Below are 17,709 nucleotides of genomic sequence, written 5' to 3' on the forward strand. Positions count from 1 at the left end.
ATGCGCTTACGTTTGGCCCTGCCTGCTCTCCTGCTGGCTGTATTGCTGCTCGCCGGCTGCGGGCAGAAGGGGCCACTCTACCTGCCAGGGGACGAAGAAGCCGCGGAAGCCTATGACCCGGCAGGCACCCACGAAAGCCAGCCTGAAGAGAGCCAGCCCGAGGCTGGCCAAGACCATGACACAGACGCCGGAAACGCCATATCGTCCGGCGCCAGGGAATAACGATGGATCATTTCGAATATCGCGACGGCGTACTCTACGGTGAAGACGTTCCGCTCGCCCAGGTGGCCGAACGCTTCGGCACGCCCTGTTACGTCTACTCGCGGGCCACGCTGGAGCGCCACTACCGGGCCTATACCGAGGCCCTGGGCAGCCACCCGCACCTGATCTGCTACGCGGTCAAGGCCAATTCCAATCTGGCAGTGCTCAATCTGCTTGCCCGCCTGGGTGCCGGCTTCGACATCGTCTCGCAGGGTGAACTCGAGCGGGTACTGGCCGCCGGCGGCGACCCCGCCAAGGTGGTGTTCTCGGGCGTCGCCAAGCAGGCCGACGAAATGACCCGTGCGTTGGAGGTTGGCATCAAATGCTTCAACGTCGAATCGCTGCCGGAGCTGGAGCGCCTTAATGCCGTCGCTGCCAGCCTGGACAAGGTCGCCCCGGTGTCGCTACGCGTCAATCCCGATGTTGACGCCCGCACTCACCCGTACATTTCTACCGGACTCAAGGCCAACAAGTTCGGCATTGCCATTGACCAGGCAGTGGAGGTCTACGAACGCGCCGCGGCCCTGCCCAACGTCGATCCGGTGGGTATCGACTGCCACATCGGTTCGCAGCTCACCGAGTTGTCACCGTTTCTGGATGCCCTGGATCGCTTGCTGGTGCTGCTCGATCGGCTCAAGGAGCGCGGGATCCACATCGAGCATCTCGACCTGGGCGGCGGTCTCGGCGTGCCCTATCAGGGCGAGACCCCACCGGCGCCGTTCGACTACGCCCGCGCCCTGCTCGAGCGGCTCTCGGCATGGGATGGCAAACGCAACCTGACACTGCTGTTCGAACCGGGGCGCTCGATTGCCGCCAATGCAGGCGTACTGCTGACCCGCGTCGAATACCTGAAGCCCGGTGAAACCAAGAACTTCGCCATCGTCGATGCCGGCATGAACGACCTGATCCGGCCGTCGCTCTACCAGGCCTGGCAGGCGATCATCCCGGCCGATACTCGCATGCCGCGCGACACCGCTACCTACGACGTGGTCGGCCCGGTCTGCGAAACCGGCGACTTCCTGGGCAAGGACCGTGATCTGGCGGTGGATGCCGGCGACCTGCTGGCGGTGCGTTCATCGGGCGCCTATGGCTTCGTCATGGCCTCGAACTACAACAGCCGACCGCGGCCGGCGGAAGTCATGGTCGATGGTGACCGCACGCATCTGGTGCGCCGCCGCGAACGTCTCGAGGACTTGTGGGCCGGAGAATCATTGCTGCCGGAGAGTCGCTGATGCTGCTGCATTTCACCAAGATGCACGGGCTGGGCAATGACTTCATGGTCGTTGATCTGGTCACCCAGCGGGCGCGCTTCGACGAGGCGTGCATCCGTCAGCTCGCCGATCGCCACTTCGGCATCGGCTTCGATCAATTGCTGGTCGTCGAGCCGCCACGCGACCCGGACATGGACTTTCGCTACCGGATCTACAACGCTGACGGTAGCGAGGTGGAAAATTGCGGTAACGGGGCGCGCTGCTTCGCGCGCTTCGTCTGCGATCAGCGCCTGACCCATAAGCGCGAGATCCGCGTCGAGACCCAGGGCGGCCAGCTGACCCTGGTGATCGAAGACGATGGCCGGGTACGCGTTAACATGGGCGCACCGCGCTTCGCCCCGGCGGATGTCCCTTTCGATGCCACGGAAGATCGTCCCCTGCACGATATCGTGGTTGATGGCGAAACGCTGCAGGTCGGCGTGGTTTCGATGGGCAATCCACACGCTGTTCTGCAGGTCGACGATGTCGATAACGCTCCGGTGGAAACGCTGGGGCCGAAGATCGAATCGCATCCGTGCTTTCCTCGCCGGGTTAACGCCGGTTTCATGCAGGTCGTCTCAAGGCATGCCGTTCGCCTGCGCGTCTTTGAGCGCGGTGCCGGCGAGACGCTGGCCTGCGGCACCGGCGCCTGCGCAGCCGTTGCCAGCGGTATTCGCCGGGGCCTGCTGGAGAGCCCTGTGGATGTCGAGCTCCCTGGCGGAACGCTGACCCTGGAATGGGCCGGCGACGGTGAGCCCCTGTTCATGACCGGCCCCGCCGTGCGGGTGTTCGACGGTCGAGTGCCGCTCGGCTGAGTGCCGTGCGATCACGAGGTAACCAACATGACCCAAGCCCAAGCCCCCGACCCCCGCCAGACATTGTCTCCTGAAGCGGTGGCTCGCTGGCTGGCCCGACATCCCGATTTCTTCGTCGGGCGCGAAGGGTTGCTACAGCAACTCAAGGTGCCACACCCGGAAACCCAGGGCGCAATCTCCCTGTTGGAGCGCCTGGTTCACGATCTGCGTGAACGGGCCGAGGGCGCCGAGTGGCGGCTCGAACAGTTGCTGGAGTCGGCCCGTCACAACGAATCGCAATATCGGCGCACCCGCGAGCTGATTCTGGCGCTGCTCGAAGCCGAGAGTAGCGATGCACTGGGACAGGCCTTGGCGACCCAGCTTTCCGAACGCTTCCGGACTCAATCGGTGGCGCTGTGGTGCGCTCCCAGCCTGACCGATTGCGAACCGCAGCCACCCCAGCCGCCACGCTTCATACTCGATGACGCCGCCGGTATCCGACTCGCCGCCCTGCTAGATGGTCGCGCCAGCCGCTGCCGGCGCCTGTCGCGCAAGGACTGGCAGCTCTTGCTGCCGCACATCGAGCCGCCAGCTCAGGCAGGCTCCTGCGCGCTGACCCGCCTGACACTCGGCGAGCCGTTCGGCTATCTGATCCTGGCCAGCCATGACACCGAGCATTTCCGTGCCAGCCTGGACACGTTGTTCACCGAGTATCTCGGTGATGTCGTGGTACGCCTGTTAGTGCGGCTGACCCAGGGCCAGTGAGGCAGGTGAGTTATGAATGAGGCAGTGGAGTGTTTTCTGGCCGATTTGGCGCAGCAGGCCAGCCCTGCGACCGTGGACGCCTACCGCCGCGACCTGGCGTCACTGCAGACCTACCTTGTCGAGCAGGGGGTCACCGAATGGCAGGCGCTCGATGCCGCCCTGGTACGGCGCTTTCTGGGCCGGGAACGCAGCCGCGGCCTGGCCCCACGTAGCCTGGCCCGGCGTCGCGCCGCCCTGTCGCGCTTCGCTGAGACACTGATGCGCCAAGGGGTGTTGCCGCTAAACCCTGTCAAGTTGGTAAGAACACCCCGACAGCCTCAGCATTTGCCCAGGCCGGTGGATATCGACCAACTGACCCGCTTTCTTGATGCGCCACACGATGAGTCACCACTGGCAATCCGTGATCAGGCCATGCTCGAGCTGTTCTACTCGTGCGGCCTGCGCCTGGCCGAGCTCGCCGCACTGAACCTTGACAGTCTCGACATGCGCCGCGTGCGGGTGGTGGGCAAAGGCAACAAGCCGCGTCAGGTCCCGGTCGGCAAACGTGCCCGCCAGGCTCTGGACGCTTGGCTCAAGGTCCGCGGAACATTTGCCGGGGATGAAGAATCGGCTCTGTTCGTCGGGCAGCGCGGTCGCCGTCTCGGCCATCGCGCCATTCAACAGCGCCTGGCTGAAAGCGCCGTCGCACGCGGCCTCCCGGAGCATCTGCACCCACACCGTCTGCGCCACTCGTTCGCCAGCCACCTGCTGGAATCCAGCCAAGACCTGCGTGCCGTCCAGGAACTACTGGGCCACGCCAACCTGGCCACCACCCAGGTCTATACCCGGCTCGATTGGCAGCACCTGGCCAGTGCCTACGATGCTGCTCATCCCCGGGCCCGCCGTCAGCGCCAAACGCCCGGCGACGACCCGACCACCTGAGGCCAACGCCATGTCTCCCATCGATACCTTGACTTTCGACCTTGATGACACGCTCTGGGATAACCGCCCGATCATGGAGCGTGCCGAGCAGGAACATCATGCCTGGCTCGACGATGCCTTGGCCGTGTGGCTTGACGAGACCGTGGTCGACGAGGCCCTGCGCCAGCTGGGCCGCTACGGTGAAGGCTATACGCTGGAACATTACCTTCAGCGCCGCCTGGACGTGGCCCGGCGGCATCCGCTGCGTCGCGGCGACTTCACCTGGCTGCGCGAACGGGCCCTGGTCGAGCTGCTCGAGGAGTTCGGCCTGCCACGCAGCGCGGCCCACCTGTGGGCTGCGGCGGCCATCGAACGCTTCCTGACCCTGCGTCACGAGCTTACGCCCTACCCTGAAGTCGTACCGATGCTCGACGCCTTGCGTACACGCTATGGACTGGCGGCCATTACCAATGGCAACGCCGACCTGAGGCGCCTGGAATTGGCCCACCATTTCTCGGTAATCATTGCGGCTGGAGAAATGCTCACACCCAAGCCCGATGCACGGCCGTTTCTGGCGGCACTGGCGCGCCTGGGCAGCACCCCATCGCGGGCGCTACATGTCGGCGATTCATGGAACGAGGATGTGTTACCGGCTTGGCGGCTGGGGATGCGTGTTGCCTGGATCGACAAGCGCGGCGAAGACCCAGGGGCACTGCCCGAAGGCGTCTACCGGCTCGTCCATGTGCGCGAGTTGCCCGCGCTACTCGACCAGCTCGGGCGCTAGCCAGGTATCCAGACGCATTCGGGCCTCATCCACCCCCTGCTTCTTGAGCGCCGAGAACAGCTGCACGCTGACCAGGTCCTCCCACTCGCGCAGTCGCTGGCGTACCTGTAGCAAGCTGCTCTTGGCCGCGCCCGGCTTGAGCTTGTCGGCTTTCGTCAGCAGGATATGCACGGGCATGTCCTGTTCGTCGGCCCACCCCAGCATCATCTCATCGAATTCGCTCAATGGATGGCGAACGTCCATGAGCAGCACCAACCCCTGTAATGACGCGCGGCGCTGCAGGTAATCCGCCAGGTGACGCTGCCACTCAAGCTTGACCTTTTCAGGCACCTTGGCGAAGCCATAACCAGGCAGGTCGACCAGGCGGCTCCCCGTGTCTTCGCCCACGCTAAAGAAGTTGATCAGTTGGGTGCGGCCCGGTGTCTTGGATGTGCGGGCCAGTGCCTTCTGCTGGGTCAAGGCGTTGATCGCGCTGGACTTGCCGGCATTGGAACGTCCGGCGAAGGCGACCTCTCGGCCGTCGTCGGGCGGGCACGCCGCCAAGGTCGGGGCACTGGTCATGAAACGGGTAGCGTGGTAATTGAGGCGGGTCACGGCGGGTCTCTTCCTGGCTAAGCGGCGAGCATCGGTGGGGCTGTCATGGGCTACGTGCAGCAATATGGCCACATTCACCCCACCGAGGGGATTCGATATACTGCCCAACAGTTGATGTCGCCCTGGGCCGGGCTAGTGTACCACTCGGTACACGGCGGTCGCGAACGCTAGGCCATCGAGGGCTTTGGCACGCGGGCCTCCCAGCCAGACAAAATATAATGAAACGGCATAGTGGGATTAGCGATGAGAAAGTTACTGGCAAGCCTGGCTATCACTCTGGGTCTGGTGGGCACGGTTCACGCTCAGGTCGACGGCAATCCCTCAGCGGGCCGCGAAAAGGCCCAGGTCTGCGCGGCCTGTCACGGCCAGCAAGGCATCAGTGCGGCCCCGACGTTTCCCAACCTGGCAGGCCAGCAACCCAACTATCTCTTCAAGCAGGTCGTCGACATTCGTGACGGTGTGCGTCCAGTGCCACAGATGGCCGGCATCGTCGCCAACCTCAGCGATCAGGACATCGCCGACCTGGCAGTCTATTTCGCCAACCAGCCCGCCAATCTGGGCCAGGCCGACCCCGATCTAGCCCAGCGCGGTCTCGAACTCTACAAGGCCGGCAGCCTAGCCAAGGGCATCCCCGCATGCATGGCCTGCCACACTCCGACTGGGGAAGGTATCAACACCGCCCGCTATCCGGCGCTTTCAGGCCAGCATCCGGAATATACCGTGACCACGCTTAAAGCTTTCGCCAACGGTGAGCGCGACAATGACCCCAACGCCATCATGCGCGACATCGCCTCCAAGATGAGCGACAGCGACATGGAGGCCGTGGCCAACTATGTCTATGGCTTGAACTAAGCGCGTTTGGCGCTTGCATGCACATTACCAAGGCGGCCTCGGCCGCCTTGTGTCGTTCCGACCCGGGGAACCGCCTTGCCGGTTCGCGTTCAAAGACGACATCAGTCTCGGGCGCAGCCCCGTGGCCGAGATTCTGATACCTTTATTAGGCAGAGAATCGTTAAGTACATCAAGGAGACGTGGCACATGCTGAAACACTGGATTGCAATGGTTGCCGGACTTGGCCTTTCGACCATGGCCTTGGCCGCCCCGGTCGCAGGCGAGGATTATCAGGTGCTCGACGAGCCGGTGGAAACCAATGTCGACGAGGGACAGATCGAGGTGACAGAAGCCTTCTGGTATGGCTGCCCGCACTGTTACAACCTGGAAGCGCCGCTCAACGCCTGGGTGGCCGAGCTGCCGGAAGATGTCACTTTCCAGCGCCTGCCAGCGACCATGGGCGATGTCTGGACGACCCATGCCACAGCCTTCTATGCTGCCCAGCAACTGGGCATTCTCGAGAAGCTCCATGATGACTTCTTCGACGCGATCCATCAGGACGGGCGCAAGCTCGCCGATGCCGACGAGATTGCCGAGTTTTTCAGCAACTATGGCGTCAGCGAAAAGGAAGCCAAGGATGCGCTGACCTCGTTCGGCGTCAAGAGCCAGATCAATCGGGCCCATGCCAAGATGCGCGCCTATAAGCTGATGGGGGTGCCGGCGCTGGTCGTCGATGGCCGCTACGTGATCACCCCAAGCAGTGCGGGTAGCCTTGAGAACATGCCGCAGATTGCCGGTGCCCTCATCGAGCAGGTCCGTAGCGAACGCAGCAATCAGGGAGAGTGAGCGATGCACGCGCGTGCCATCCACAAAGGCCGTGCAGACACGCTGCGCCTGCTGACGTACAACCTGCAGGTCGGCATTCACACTTCGGCCTACCACCACTACATCACCCGCAGCTGGCAGCATCTGCTGCCACACGCCAAGCGGCAGGGACGCCTCGACCTGCTCGGTGAGGTACTTGGCCGCTTCGATATCGTCGGCCTACAGGAAGTCGATGGTGGCAGCTTTCGCTCGGGGAATGTCAATCAGGTTGAATACCTCGCCCATCGGGCGGGGTTTCCCTTCCATTACCAGCAGTTGAACCGCAATCTGGGCCGTGTGGCCCAGCACAGCAACGGCCTGCTGTCACGAATGTCGCCTAACCAGGTCGAAGAGCACCGGTTGCCTGGCACCCTGCCCGGCCGCGGAGCCATCCATGCCCGTTATGGCGAAGGCCCCGATGCTCTGCACGTCTTCGTTGCTCATCTGGCATTGAGCCACCGCGGGCGTGTGCGCCAGCTCGACTACCTCAGCGAGATCATCACCCCGCTGAAGCATGTGGTGGTCATGGGCGATCTCAACTGTACCCCCGATCAATTAAACGCCCATTCCCGATTCTGTACCTCGCTGCCGCTGCATCCGGTACGCCCGTTGCTGAGCTATCCATCCTGGCAACCGAGCCGGGCCCTGGACCATATTCTGCTGTCTTCCTCGCTTGAGGCAGGCGAGATCATGGCACTGGATCCGCTGACCTCCGATCACTTGCCGCTGGCAGTGGATATTCATCTTCCCGACGCCTGCCGTCAGACCATCCCTGCCTTGTCAGACCAATGAACCATTGCCCTGGCGGCGGCCAGCGTTCACGCTAGCGTAGATTTTGCGTGAAGCGCGGCCATCGCCACCATCACGGCCACAAGCCGGACTGTGCGAAGATAGGCCCCCTGGCATGTCGAGTCTGCTGTCGCTCTGGGCAGCAGCGTGACGTTCCAGCAAAATAACGGCGCAAAACGCCTAGACTGAGAGGGTTCCATGAATCGTGCTTCGTCCGTGCCAGCCCCCCTGGCCTGGATCGACGTTGTCACCGAGCGGTTGGGTAAGGCACTTGCCTGGCTGATCCTCGCGATGATGCTGATCCAGTTCCTGATCGTGGTGCTGCGCTACATGTTCAACTTCAATAGCATACCCATGCAGGAATCGGTCATGTACATGCATGCCCTGGTTTTCCTGCTCGCCGCCTCCTACACGCTGAAACACGATGGCCACGTACGTGTCGATATCTTTTATCGGGGATTTTCGGCGCGTCGCAAGGCATGGGTCGACCTGTTCGGAACCTTGTTCCTGCTGATGCCGGTCATGCTCTTCGTGCTCGTCTCTAGCCTGGGCTACGTCAGCAAGTCATGGGCGATCCTCGAAGGGTCCCCGGATACCGGCGGCATTCCTGCCATTTTCCTGCTCAAGACGCTGATTCCCGTGTTCGCCGTACTGATGATTGTACAGGGCATCGCCGAATTGATCCGTAACGCCCTGATCATTGCCGGACGCATCGCGCCCCCGGCGCATGACGACGATCACCTTGAGGAGCGTGTGTAAATGTTCGAATACATGGCGCTCGTGCTTTTCGCCGTCATCTGTATCGTGCTGATGTTCGGGTACCCGGTGGCGCTGTCGCTGGCCGGCACTGCGCTGGCCTTCGCCGGGTTGGGAATGGGCCTGGAATCGCTGGGCATCGACGCCAATTTCGACTCGGCCTTTCTGTCGGCGCTTCCCAACCGCCTCTACGGCATCATGTCCAATTCGACGCTGCTGGCCGTGCCGCTGTTCGTACTGATGGGCGTCCTGCTGGAAAAATCCAAGGTCGCCGAGACCTTACTCGACGCCATGGCTCTGCTGTTCGGTTCGCTGCGCGGTGGGTTGGGTATCTCGGTGACCATTGTCGGCATGATGCTTGCCGCCTCCACCGGTATTGTCGGCGCCACCGTGGTCACCATGGGCCTGCTGTCGCTGCCGACCATGCTCAAGCGCGGCTACAGCCAGTCGCTGGCCACCGGCACGATCTGTGCTACCGGCACCCTTGGCCAGATCATTCCGCCTTCCATCGCACTGGTGCTGCTCGGCGACGTACTCTCCTCCGCCTATCAGCAGGCGCAGCTGGCCATGGGGATCTTCAGCCCCAAGACCGTCTCTGTCGGCGACCTGTTCATGGGTGCCATCGTCCCGGGCCTGATTCTCGTCGCGCTGTACATTATCTATGTCGCTGTCATCGCCTGGTTGCGGCCTAGCGCCGCTCCGCCTGCGGATCGCCAGGAGCTGATGGAGGAACTCGGCCACCAAGGCGGCTTGGGCCTCCTGCTGCTCAAGGGGCTGGTACCGCCGATCGTGCTGATCGTTGCCGTGCTGGGCTCGATCCTTGGCGGTTTCGCTACGCCGACGGAAGCTTCGGCGGTGGGCGCCTTCGGCGCGCTGATCCTGGCCCTGGCCTACCGCAAGCTGGACTTCGCCACGCTCAAGGAAGTCGTGCGCTCGACGACCCACGTGACCACCATGGTCTTCCTGATCCTGATCGGTGCCGCGCTGTTCTCGCTGGTATTCCGCGCCTACGGTGGCGAGGAACTGGTCGTGCACTTGTTCGACAATATGCCCGGCGGTGTGGTCGGCGCGACGATCATCGTCATGCTGGTGATTTTCCTGCTCGGCTTCATTCTCGATTTCATCGAGATCACCTTCGTCGTCGTGCCGATCGTCGGTCCGGTGCTGCTGGCCATGGGCCTCGACCCGATCTGGCTGGGCATCATGATCGCTATCAACTTGCAAACGTCGTTCCTGACACCGCCGTTCGGCTTCGCGCTCTTCTACCTGCGCGGCGTGGCACCGGACACGGTGCCCACCACGGCGATCTATCGTGGCGTCGTTCCCTTCATCGTGCTGCAGCTGGGCATGCTGGTCGCCCTGGCCTTCGTGCCGGAGCTCGCCACCTGGCTACCAGCGCAGTTCTGATCGGGGGAATGGTCCAGACTGATTAGTATGTGTTGGCGGTGGGTACCCGCCCACCGCCGCACGATGACAACCCTAGGCGCACAACGCGCTCAACGACACAATAAGGGGAAATGCGCTATGCAACTCAAGTCTCTTGCCGCCGTCATCGCCATGGCCAGCACCGCCACCGGCCTGGGCCTGGCAACTGCCCTCGATAACCCCGCCCATGCGCAGGATGACACCTACAAGTGGAAAATGGTCACGTCGTGGCCGAAGAACTTCCCCGGTGTCGGTCAAGGGCCGGAGCGCCTGGCCGAGCTGGTCGACAAGATGTCCGACGGTCGTCTCACCATCGACGTCTACGGAGCCGGCCAGCTGGTCCCCGGCTTCGAGGTCTTCGATGCAGTCTCCGAGGGCACTGCCGAGCTGGGCCATTCCGCCTCCTACTACTGGAAGGGCAAGGCGCCGGCCGCACAGTTCTTTGCCGCGGTGCCGTTCGGCATGAACGCCCAGGAAATGAACGCCTGGCTGCAGTATGGCGGAGGTATCGAGCTGTGGAATGAGCTGTATGACCAGTTCGGCGTCGATGTCATGACCGCCGGCGCGTCCGGTGTGCAGATGGGCGGCTGGTTCAACAAGGAGATCAACTCGGTCGAGGATCTCAACGGGCTCAAGATGCGCATGCCGGGGCTGGGTGGCGAGGTCATGAACCGCATGGGTGCGGCGATCGTCAATATGCCCGGTGGCGAGATCTTCACTTCGCTGCAGTCCGGTGCCATCGACGCCACCGACTGGATCGGACCGTACAACGACCTGGCCTTCGGCCTGCACCAGGCAGCGGACTACTACTACTACCCGGGCTGGCACGAGCCGACCGTGATGTTCGAGGCCATCGTCAACGAGGAGGCCTACAACTCGCTGCCAGCCGACTTGCAGGAAATCCTCAAGACCGCCGTGCATGACGTGAACCTGTCGGTGCTCAACGAGTACACCGCGCGTAACAACGATGCCCTGCAGACGCTTGTCGAGGAGCATGGCGTCCAGCTTAAGCGTTACCCCGACGACGTGCTGGCCGAAGCCAAGAAGCACTCACAGGCGGTGGTGCAGGAGCTGGCCGAGACCAACGACATGGCCAAGAAGATCTACGACTCCTACAGCGCGTTCCAGGACAAGGTCGAGAACTACCACGCCATCTCCGAGCAGGCGTACTACAACGCCCGTAACCCGGACGGCGATACCCCCACCACCCAGCAGCAATAATCGCTGTAGCGCATCGGTCACCGGGCTCGCGTTGCGAGCCCGGTTTTTTATATTCAGCGCTGCTAGCTCGTTAAGGTGCCCATGGCACGCACCCAGTCGATCATTGGCGCCGGATAGATGCCCAGCAGGACCACCAGCAGCGCCAGCCCCAGCACCACTACCCCGCCAGCACGTATGCCCCAGTCATGCGGCGCATCACGACTCTGCATGCCCGGCTCGACCAGATATAGCGTGACCATGACCCGCAGGTAGTAATACAGACCGATGGCGCTGCCCACGACGATGCCGCCAACCAACCACCATCGGCCTGCCTCGACCCCCAGCGCAATGATGTAAAACTTACCGATGAACCCCGCCGTAAAGGGAATGCCGGCCAGCGACAGCATGGTCACGGTGAGTACTGCCGTCAGGTAGGGCCGCCGCCAGAACAAGCCGCGATAATGATGCAGCCCCGCGGCATCGCTGCCACCGTAGGGGCTCGACAGCAATGTCACCACGCCGAAAGCGCCCAGTGTCGTGATCAGATAGGTGATCAGATAGACGGCACCGGTTTCCGCCGCCAACCCGTCGCTGACCACCAGCGCTACCAACAGGTAGCCGAAGTGAGCGATCGATGAATAGCCCAGCAGGCGCTTGAGGTTGGATTGGGTCAACGCCAGTAGATTGCCGACCAGCATGGTGAGCAGCGCAAGAGCCGCCAGCACATCATGCAGCCAGGCATCCTGGAAGGCCGGTGCCGACAGCACCAGGCGCAACAGCACAACGAACACTGCCACCTTGCTGGCCGAGGCAAGGAACATCGCTGCCGGTCCTGGCCCGCCCTCGTAGACATCGGGGGTCCATAGATGAAACGGCACAACCGACAGCTTGAAGCCCAGGCCCACCAGCATCAGCCCGGCACCGGCCACTCCCCATGCGCCCGCACCCTGAACGAGACCCGCCGATAGGCCGGCCAAGTCTAGGCGTCCGGTCTGGGCATAAAGCAGCGCCATGCCGAACAGCAGAAAGGCGGTACCCCCCGCCGATAGCACAAGATACTTGATGCCGGCCTCCAGCGAGCGACGCTCGTGGAAGGTATAGGCAAGCATCCCGTAGAGCGGCATCGACAGCAGCTCAAGACCGAAGAACAGCGTGGCCAAGTGCTGACTGGCCGACAGTACCAGCCCGCCAGCGGCGGCGCACAGCAGCAGTAGATAGAACTCCTCGCGAGGTCCTTGGTAATGCTCCAGATAGGCGTGGGCCAGCGTGGCGCAGGCCAGCGAAGAGACGAGAATCAGCACGGCGGCAAACATCGCCAAGCCATCCACGGCCAGCAGCGGCGTCTCGAGCGGCGCCACCTGCCATACGATGAGCAGCGAGAACAGGGCCAGATTGAGTCCGACCACCGTGGCAAAGGCAGTCCCTGAGTGATGACGCCGCCAGGCGATCCCCAACATCACCACAATGGCCGTGACACAGACCAAGATCAACGGAAGTAGCGCAACGAGATGCGTCAAGGTCAGTGTCATGCGACCCCCGTCGGCAGTGTGGTGATGAGTGTGTCAGCCGCACTGAACAGGCGCTGCACCTCCAGCATGGCGGCATCGGTAGTGTTGAGCAGCAACTGCGGATACAAGCCAAACAACAGCACCAGGGCAAGCAGGCCCAACATCATGAAAAATTCGCGCCGGTCGAGCCCGGCAAGCGGGGTATCGTTCTGGGTGGGCCCGAAGTGTACGCGCTGCATCAGCAGTAGCGAGTAGATGGCCGCCAGTACCAGCCCGGCGCTGGCGGTCGCCACTACCCATGGCGCCACCGCAAAGCTGCCGAACAGCACCATGAACTCGCCAACGAAATTGGCCGTGCCCGGCATGCCCAGCGAGGCGGCAACGAAACACAGCGAAAACCCGGGTAAGCTACCCAAGCGTCCCCACAGCCCCCCCATCTCGCGCATGTCACGGGTATGCAGTCGCTCGTAGAGCTGGCCGCTTAGGATGAAAAGTCCGGCCGCCGAGAAGGCATGCGCCACCATCAGCATGACCACGCCCTGCAGGGCCAACTCGGTCCCTGCATAGATGCCAATCAGCACGAAGCCCATGTGCGAGATGCTGGTGTAGGCGATCAGCCGCTTGACGTCGTGCTGACCGCACGCCAGCACCGCTCCGTAAAAGATGCCTATCAGGCCCAGCGCCATGGCTACCGGAGCGAAGGCCTGCGAGGCCTCGGGAAACAGCGGCAGCGCAAAGCGCAGCATGCCGTAGGCAGCCGTCTTGAGCAGGATACCCGCCAGATCGACGCTACCCGCGGTCGGTGCCTGGGCATGTGCATCTGGCAGCCAGCCGTGCAGCGGCACCACCGGCAGCTTGACCGCGAAGGCAATGAAAAAGCCCAACATCAACCACATCGCCAGGCCGTCGGACAGTGGCGTGTTGCGCAAGTCGTCGTAGCTGAAAGAATACTCGCCGGTATTGGCATGGTGGACGAAAACCAGGCCCAGTATCGCCACCAGCATCAGAAGCCCGCTGGCCTGGGTATAGATGAAGAACTTGGTGGCGGCGGTGATGCGTGTCTTGCCCTCCGAACCGCTGTGTCCCCACAGCGCAATCAGAAAGTACATCGGCACCAGCATCATTTCCCAGAAGAAGAAGAACAGGAACAGGTCGATGGCCAGGAACACACCGACCACCCCGCCGAGGATCCACAGCAGATTGAGATGGAAGAAGCCGACACGGCGCACGATCTCGTTCCAGGAACACAGTACTGCCAGCACACCGAGAAAGCCGGTCAGGGCGATCAGCACCAGCGACAGGCCATCCAGCGCCAGATGCACCTCGATGCCGAAGCGGGGAATCCACGCCGCCCGCCATTCCATCGACCAGCGCGCCGCCTCGCTGGAGGCGGTCGGATCGGGCAGGTGGTACTCGCCCTGAAACCACAGCCCGAGCGTAATCAGCAGCACCAGCCCCATGGTCCCCAGCGCAATCCAGCGGGGTGCCATCTCGCCCAAGCGCTCCGCCTTCCAGCACAGCAGCCCGCCAATGAAGGGAATCAGAATCAGCCAGACCAGCGTCATAAATGTCGCATTCCTTGTCGTCTTGTCATCACGGCTCCCCCAGCGGCGTCGGTATGCAGGCCGACGCTACGCCCCCAGCGTCAATATCAGCAGTACCACGGTCGCACCGATCACCATCGAGGTGGCATACCAGCGCAGCCGCCCGGTCTGTGTTCTCGATAGCCCCCGGTGCATTACCCCAGCCAGCCAGGCGACTCGGCTGCCGGTTCGGTCGATGGGGTCACTGCGCAGCCAACCCACCAGGCCCTGGTACGGACGCACCAAGGTGCGGTCGAAGAAGGCATCGAGCCCCCAGGCGGTGTACCACAGCGTGCGCAGCCGTGCGCCCCAGCCTTGGGCGACCTGCTCACGCAGCCACGCCCGCCGATACAGGAACAGCCACGCCCCGAGTGCGATACCCGCCAGGGCAACCCCGGCCGCAACGATCTCGAGCGTGGTGTGCAATGCGCCATGCCCGGTCTCTTCCGCCGCCAGCAACACGCCCTCAAGCGGCGGAGTAATCCAGGCACCCAGAAATGTCGAGAGGATCGCCAGAACCACCAGCGGCACGCCATGCACCAGGCCGCGGCCAGGCTCGGCATGCCGGGCATTGTCGCTCTTCATCTCGCCATGGAAGGTGTTGATGATCAGGCGCAGCGTATAGATCGAGGTCAGGAAGGCCCCGATCAGCCCTGCCAGCAGTAACCCGCCTTGGCCGGCCAGCAGTGTCTGGAAGAGAATCTCGTCCTTGCTGTAGAAGCCGGCAGTAACCAGCGGTAGTGCCGCCAGCGCTGCCCCGCCGACCACGAACCCGGCGTAGGCCAGCGGCAGTCGCCGCCACAGTCCGCCCAGGCGGCGCATGTCCTGCTCGTGATGGCAGCTGACGATCACTGCCCCGGCGGAGAGGAACAGCAGCGCCTTGAAGAAGGCATGCGTCATCAGGTGGAAGATGGCGGCATCGAAAGCGCCTGCGCCCAGCGCCAGAAACATGTAGCCGATCTGGCTCATGGTCGAGTAGGCCAGTACACGCTTGATGTCGGTCTGTGCCAGAGCGGCAAAGCCGGCCAGAAGCAGGGTCAGCGCACCGATCACTCCGGTCAGGTAAAGCACATCCGGCGCCAGCAGGAACACACCATGCAGCCGGGCGATCAGGTAAACCCCCGCCGTGACCATGGTTGCCGCATGGATCAGTGCGGAGACCGGCGTGGGGCCAGCCATGGCATCGGCCAGCCAGGTATGCAGCGGCAACTGGGCCGACTTGCCCAGGGCCCCACCCAGCAGCAGCAGGGCCGCCAACTCCACCGTGGCATCGCCTTCGGCCCACACCTGCGGAGCACGCTGGAGCAGCTCGGAGATATCCAGCGTACCCAGCTCACGAAATAGCAGGAACAGGCCGATAGCCAGGAACACGTCGCCGATACGCGTGACGATGAACGCCTTGAAGGCGGCCCAGCCGTTGGCCGCGGTCTGGTAGTAGTAGCCGATCAACAGATAACTGCACAGGCCGACCCCCTCCCAGCCGAGGAACAGCAACAGCAGATTGTCGCCCAGCACCAGCAGGACCATGCTGAACACGAACAGGTTCATGTAGGCATAGAAGCGCGTGATGCCACTCTCGCCGTGCATGTACCAGGCCGCGAACAGGTGAATCAGGAAACCTACGCCGGTGATGATGCCAAGCATGGTCAGCGACAGGCCATCCAGCGCCAGGCCGATAGTGGGCTGGAAATCGCCGACCGAGATCCAAGTCCATAGCGTGACTTCATAGGTGCCCGGCGAGGCCAGGAAGGTCCAGGTCAGCAGTGCCGTGACCACGGCGGCCAACCCGACGCTCGATACGCCGACCCAGGCGCTGTCGGCTCGCCCCAGCCGGCCGCGGGACAACGACAGGATCAATGTGCCTGCCAGGGGCAACAGAAAGGTCAAGGGCAGAAACAGCGACATCGGCGACTCCATCATCCTTGCATCCGGCTGGCGGCATCGGTATCCAGGGTCTTGAAGCGGTGATAAAGCTGGATCAGGAGTGCCAGGCCCACACTGGCTTCGGCTGCCGCCAGGGTGATCACCAGCAGGAACATCGCCTGCCCCTCGGGCTGACCCCAGGCCGTGCCGGCGACGATGAAGGCCAGCCCCGCCGCATTGAGCATGATTTCCAGGCTCATCAGCACGAACACCATGTTGCGGCGGACCATCAGCCCCACCAGCCCCAGCGCAAAGAGGATCGACGCCAGGATCAAGCCATGTTCCATTGGAATGCCGCTCATGCCCCCTCCTTTCCGCTCGAATCCCGCCCTGACGCTTGACGTGGCGCCGCCAGCCGCCCCACATGGGACGCTGTGACCAGCGCCGCCAGCAGCAGCATCGCCCCCAGTTCCACAATCAGCAGCCACGGGCCAAACAACGTTACCCCAACTGCCTTGGCGGTCAGCGTCTCACCGGCGATCACCATGCCGATGTCGCCCTGCCACAACGTGACGACCAGCGTCACCAGCAGCACCGCGGCCAGCACCGCCGGCCCCCGCCAGGTCCCGGGGCTCAGCCAGGCCTTTTCCTGTTCGACCGCAGCTTCGCCGAGGTTGAGCATCATCACCACGAACACGAACAGCACCATGATCGCCCCGGCATAGACGATGATCTCCAACGCCCCGGCAAATGGCGCGCCCAGAGAGAAGAACACCATCGCCACGGCGATCAACGAGACAATGAGATACAGCAGCGCATGCACCGGATTGGGGCTGATGATTACCCCCAGGGTTGCCAGCACTGCTACCAGGCCACTCAAGTAAAAAGCGAATTCCATTCCCTATCCCCTTGCCAACCTGCTAACGATCACCTGCCGCGCAACAGCGGTTGCCGGGACGCCGAGCCCGCGCAGGCTTCATTCATGGGAGCAGGGTCTTGACGTCGATCGGCGCTTCTTCATTCTGCGCCCGCCCCTTGTCCTTACCGGCGATCGCCAGCCCGGCCACCTTGTAGAAGTGGTAGTCGTGATCCTTGCCGGGCCCGTTGATCAGCAGGTCCTCCTTTTCGTAGACCAGCTCCTGACGACGGTACTCGCTCATCTCGAAGTCAGGCGTCAACTGGATCGCCGAGGTCGGGCAGGCCTCCTCGCACATGCCACAGAAGATGCAGCGCGAGAAGTTGATGCGGAAGAACTCGGGATACCAGCGGCCATCGTCCTTCTCGCCCTTCTGCAGCGAGATGCAGGCCACCGGACAGGCAACGGCGCAGAGGTTGCAGGCCACGCAGCGCTCTTCGCCGTCGGGGTCGCGGGTCAGTACGATGCGCCCGCGATAGCGTGGCGGTAGCGGCACCGGCTCGTCGGGGTAGTTATGTGTCTCGCGCTTGCGGAAGCTGTGCATGAAGACCATGCCCAGTGTACGTAGCTGCGACCAGGTGCCCTTGATCAGCCACATGAACATACGTGACTCCTTACGTTCGAAC

Annotated in this window: 19 protein-coding genes; 12 read left to right on the plus strand and 7 right to left on the minus strand. The window is 63.0% G+C overall.

What is annotated here, in order from left to right; genetic code table 11:
- From lptM to F568_RS0112725, 6 genes are read left to right on the plus strand one after another with little or no spacing between them, the layout of a single operon-like run.
- A complete protein-coding gene (gene lptM, locus F568_RS0112700) occupies positions 1-222 on the plus strand; it encodes an LPS translocon maturation chaperone LptM (RefSeq protein ID WP_019019112.1) in 222 nt (73 codons plus the stop codon).
- Between the two features lie 2 nt (positions 223-224).
- Positions 225-1,493, plus strand: coding sequence for a diaminopimelate decarboxylase (gene lysA / locus F568_RS0112705; protein ID WP_019019113.1), 1,269 nt, complete (start codon positions 225-227; stop codon positions 1,491-1,493).
- Positions 1,493-2,326, plus strand: a complete 834-nt coding sequence (gene dapF, locus F568_RS0112710; RefSeq protein ID WP_019019114.1) for a diaminopimelate epimerase — start codon at positions 1,493-1,495, stop codon at positions 2,324-2,326. The genes lysA and dapF overlap by 1 nt, the downstream gene beginning before the upstream one ends.
- A 27-nt stretch (positions 2,327-2,353) precedes the next feature.
- Positions 2,354-3,070, plus strand: coding sequence for a DUF484 family protein (locus F568_RS0112715; protein ID WP_019019115.1), 717 nt, complete (start codon positions 2,354-2,356; stop codon positions 3,068-3,070).
- Between the two features lie 12 nt (positions 3,071-3,082).
- Entirely contained in the window at positions 3,083-3,991 is a 909-nt protein-coding gene (locus F568_RS0112720; RefSeq protein ID WP_019019116.1) for a tyrosine recombinase XerC, read from the plus strand.
- A gap of 10 nt (positions 3,992-4,001) precedes the next feature.
- Positions 4,002-4,754 (plus strand): HAD family hydrolase, encoded by a 753-nt coding sequence (locus tag F568_RS0112725; protein ID WP_019019117.1) that lies wholly within the window; start codon positions 4,002-4,004, stop codon positions 4,752-4,754.
- On the opposite strand, the gene yihA is transcribed toward F568_RS0112725, so the two are convergent.
- Positions 4,731-5,348, minus strand: a complete 618-nt coding sequence (yihA, locus tag F568_RS0112730) for a ribosome biogenesis GTP-binding protein YihA/YsxC (protein ID WP_019019118.1) — start codon at positions 5,346-5,348, stop codon at positions 4,731-4,733. The genes F568_RS0112725 and yihA overlap by 24 nt on opposite strands.
- Before the next feature lie 243 nt (positions 5,349-5,591).
- Here yihA and F568_RS0112735 point away from each other — a divergent pair, with 243 nt between their 5' ends.
- The 6 genes from F568_RS0112735 (at position 5,592) to F568_RS0112760 (ending at position 11,234) form a co-directional block, all read left to right on the plus strand.
- Positions 5,592-6,200 carry a c-type cytochrome gene (locus tag F568_RS0112735; protein WP_019019119.1) on the plus strand — a complete coding sequence of 203 codons (609 nt, stop codon included), beginning with the start codon at positions 5,592-5,594 and terminating at the stop codon, positions 6,198-6,200.
- A gap of 186 nt (positions 6,201-6,386) precedes the next feature.
- Entirely contained in the window at positions 6,387-7,025 is a 639-nt protein-coding gene (locus F568_RS0112740) for a thiol:disulfide interchange protein DsbA/DsbL (protein WP_019019120.1), read from the plus strand.
- Between the two features lie 3 nt (positions 7,026-7,028).
- Positions 7,029-7,835 (plus strand): endonuclease/exonuclease/phosphatase family protein, encoded by an 807-nt coding sequence (locus F568_RS0112745; protein ID WP_019019121.1) that lies wholly within the window; start codon positions 7,029-7,031, stop codon positions 7,833-7,835.
- A gap of 195 nt (positions 7,836-8,030) precedes the next feature.
- Positions 8,031-8,591, plus strand: coding sequence for a TRAP transporter small permease subunit (locus F568_RS0112750; protein WP_019019122.1), 561 nt, complete (start codon positions 8,031-8,033; stop codon positions 8,589-8,591).
- A complete protein-coding gene (locus F568_RS0112755; RefSeq protein ID WP_019019123.1) occupies positions 8,592-9,995 on the plus strand; it encodes a TRAP transporter large permease in 1,404 nt (467 codons plus the stop codon).
- A gap of 117 nt (positions 9,996-10,112) precedes the next feature.
- Entirely contained in the window at positions 10,113-11,234 is a 1,122-nt protein-coding gene (locus F568_RS0112760) for a TRAP transporter substrate-binding protein (protein ID WP_019019124.1), read from the plus strand.
- A gap of 62 nt (positions 11,235-11,296) precedes the next feature.
- Here the strand turns inward: F568_RS0112760 and nuoN are convergent, their stop codons facing one another.
- The 6 genes from nuoN to nuoI form a co-directional block, all read right to left on the minus strand.
- The gene (gene nuoN / locus F568_RS0112765) at positions 11,297-12,742 is read right to left on the minus strand and encodes an NADH-quinone oxidoreductase subunit NuoN (RefSeq protein ID WP_019019125.1); all 1,446 of its coding nucleotides are present in this window, start codon (positions 12,740-12,742) and stop codon (positions 11,297-11,299) included.
- Positions 12,739-14,286 (minus strand): NADH-quinone oxidoreductase subunit M, encoded by a 1,548-nt coding sequence (gene nuoM, locus F568_RS0112770; protein ID WP_019019126.1) that lies wholly within the window; start codon positions 14,284-14,286, stop codon positions 12,739-12,741. The genes nuoN and nuoM overlap by 4 nt, the downstream gene beginning before the upstream one ends.
- A gap of 66 nt (positions 14,287-14,352) precedes the next feature.
- Positions 14,353-16,209: an NADH-quinone oxidoreductase subunit L gene (gene nuoL / locus F568_RS0112775; protein WP_019019127.1), complete on the minus strand. Its 1,857-nt coding sequence runs from the start codon at positions 16,207-16,209 to the stop codon at positions 14,353-14,355.
- An 11-nt stretch (positions 16,210-16,220) separates the two neighbouring features.
- Positions 16,221-16,529: an NADH-quinone oxidoreductase subunit NuoK gene (nuoK, locus tag F568_RS0112780; RefSeq protein WP_019019128.1), complete on the minus strand. Its 309-nt coding sequence runs from the start codon at positions 16,527-16,529 to the stop codon at positions 16,221-16,223.
- Positions 16,526-17,065, minus strand: coding sequence for an NADH-quinone oxidoreductase subunit J (gene nuoJ, locus F568_RS0112785; RefSeq protein ID WP_019019129.1), 540 nt, complete (start codon positions 17,063-17,065; stop codon positions 16,526-16,528). Before nuoJ ends, nuoK begins: the two co-directional genes overlap by 4 nt.
- A gap of 82 nt (positions 17,066-17,147) precedes the next feature.
- Positions 17,148-17,687, minus strand: coding sequence for an NADH-quinone oxidoreductase subunit NuoI (gene nuoI, locus F568_RS0112790; RefSeq protein WP_019019130.1), 540 nt, complete (start codon positions 17,685-17,687; stop codon positions 17,148-17,150).
- Positions 17,688-17,709: the final 22 nt, after the last annotated feature.

The organism is Modicisalibacter luteus DSM 23508, assembly GCF_000378505.1.
GTDB classification, from domain to species: Bacteria; Pseudomonadota; Gammaproteobacteria; order Pseudomonadales; family Halomonadaceae; genus Modicisalibacter; species Modicisalibacter luteus.

Coding starts and splice junctions, on each gene's coding strand:
- nuoL (WP_019019127.1), bottom strand. CDS start 16,209: ATGTCGCTGTTTCTGCCCTTGACCTTTCTGTTGCCCCTGGCAGGCACA.
- dapF (WP_019019114.1), top strand. CDS start 1,493: ATGCTGCTGCATTTCACCAAGATGCACGGGCTGGGCAATGACTTCATG.
- F568_RS0112725 (WP_019019117.1), top strand. CDS start 4,002: ATGTCTCCCATCGATACCTTGACTTTCGACCTTGATGACACGCTCTGG.
- F568_RS0112745 (WP_019019121.1), top strand. CDS start 7,029: ATGCACGCGCGTGCCATCCACAAAGGCCGTGCAGACACGCTGCGCCTG.
- F568_RS0112750 (WP_019019122.1), top strand. CDS start 8,031: ATGAATCGTGCTTCGTCCGTGCCAGCCCCCCTGGCCTGGATCGACGTT.
- nuoI (WP_019019130.1), bottom strand. CDS start 17,687: ATGTTCATGTGGCTGATCAAGGGCACCTGGTCGCAGCTACGTACACTG.
- nuoM (WP_019019126.1), bottom strand. CDS start 14,286: ATGACGCTGGTCTGGCTGATTCTGATTCCCTTCATTGGCGGGCTGCTG.
- lysA (WP_019019113.1), top strand. CDS start 225: ATGGATCATTTCGAATATCGCGACGGCGTACTCTACGGTGAAGACGTT.
- F568_RS0112715 (WP_019019115.1), top strand. CDS start 2,354: ATGACCCAAGCCCAAGCCCCCGACCCCCGCCAGACATTGTCTCCTGAA.
- F568_RS0112755 (WP_019019123.1), top strand. CDS start 8,592: ATGTTCGAATACATGGCGCTCGTGCTTTTCGCCGTCATCTGTATCGTG.
- nuoN (WP_019019125.1), bottom strand. CDS start 12,742: ATGACACTGACCTTGACGCATCTCGTTGCGCTACTTCCGTTGATCTTG.
- F568_RS0112720 (WP_019019116.1), top strand. CDS start 3,083: ATGAATGAGGCAGTGGAGTGTTTTCTGGCCGATTTGGCGCAGCAGGCC.
- nuoJ (WP_019019129.1), bottom strand. CDS start 17,065: ATGGAATTCGCTTTTTACTTGAGTGGCCTGGTAGCAGTGCTGGCAACC.
- F568_RS0112735 (WP_019019119.1), top strand. CDS start 5,592: ATGAGAAAGTTACTGGCAAGCCTGGCTATCACTCTGGGTCTGGTGGGC.
- nuoK (WP_019019128.1), bottom strand. CDS start 16,529: ATGAGCGGCATTCCAATGGAACATGGCTTGATCCTGGCGTCGATCCTC.
- lptM (WP_019019112.1), top strand. CDS start 1: ATGCGCTTACGTTTGGCCCTGCCTGCTCTCCTGCTGGCTGTATTGCTG.
- F568_RS0112740 (WP_019019120.1), top strand. CDS start 6,387: ATGCTGAAACACTGGATTGCAATGGTTGCCGGACTTGGCCTTTCGACC.
- F568_RS0112760 (WP_019019124.1), top strand. CDS start 10,113: ATGCAACTCAAGTCTCTTGCCGCCGTCATCGCCATGGCCAGCACCGCC.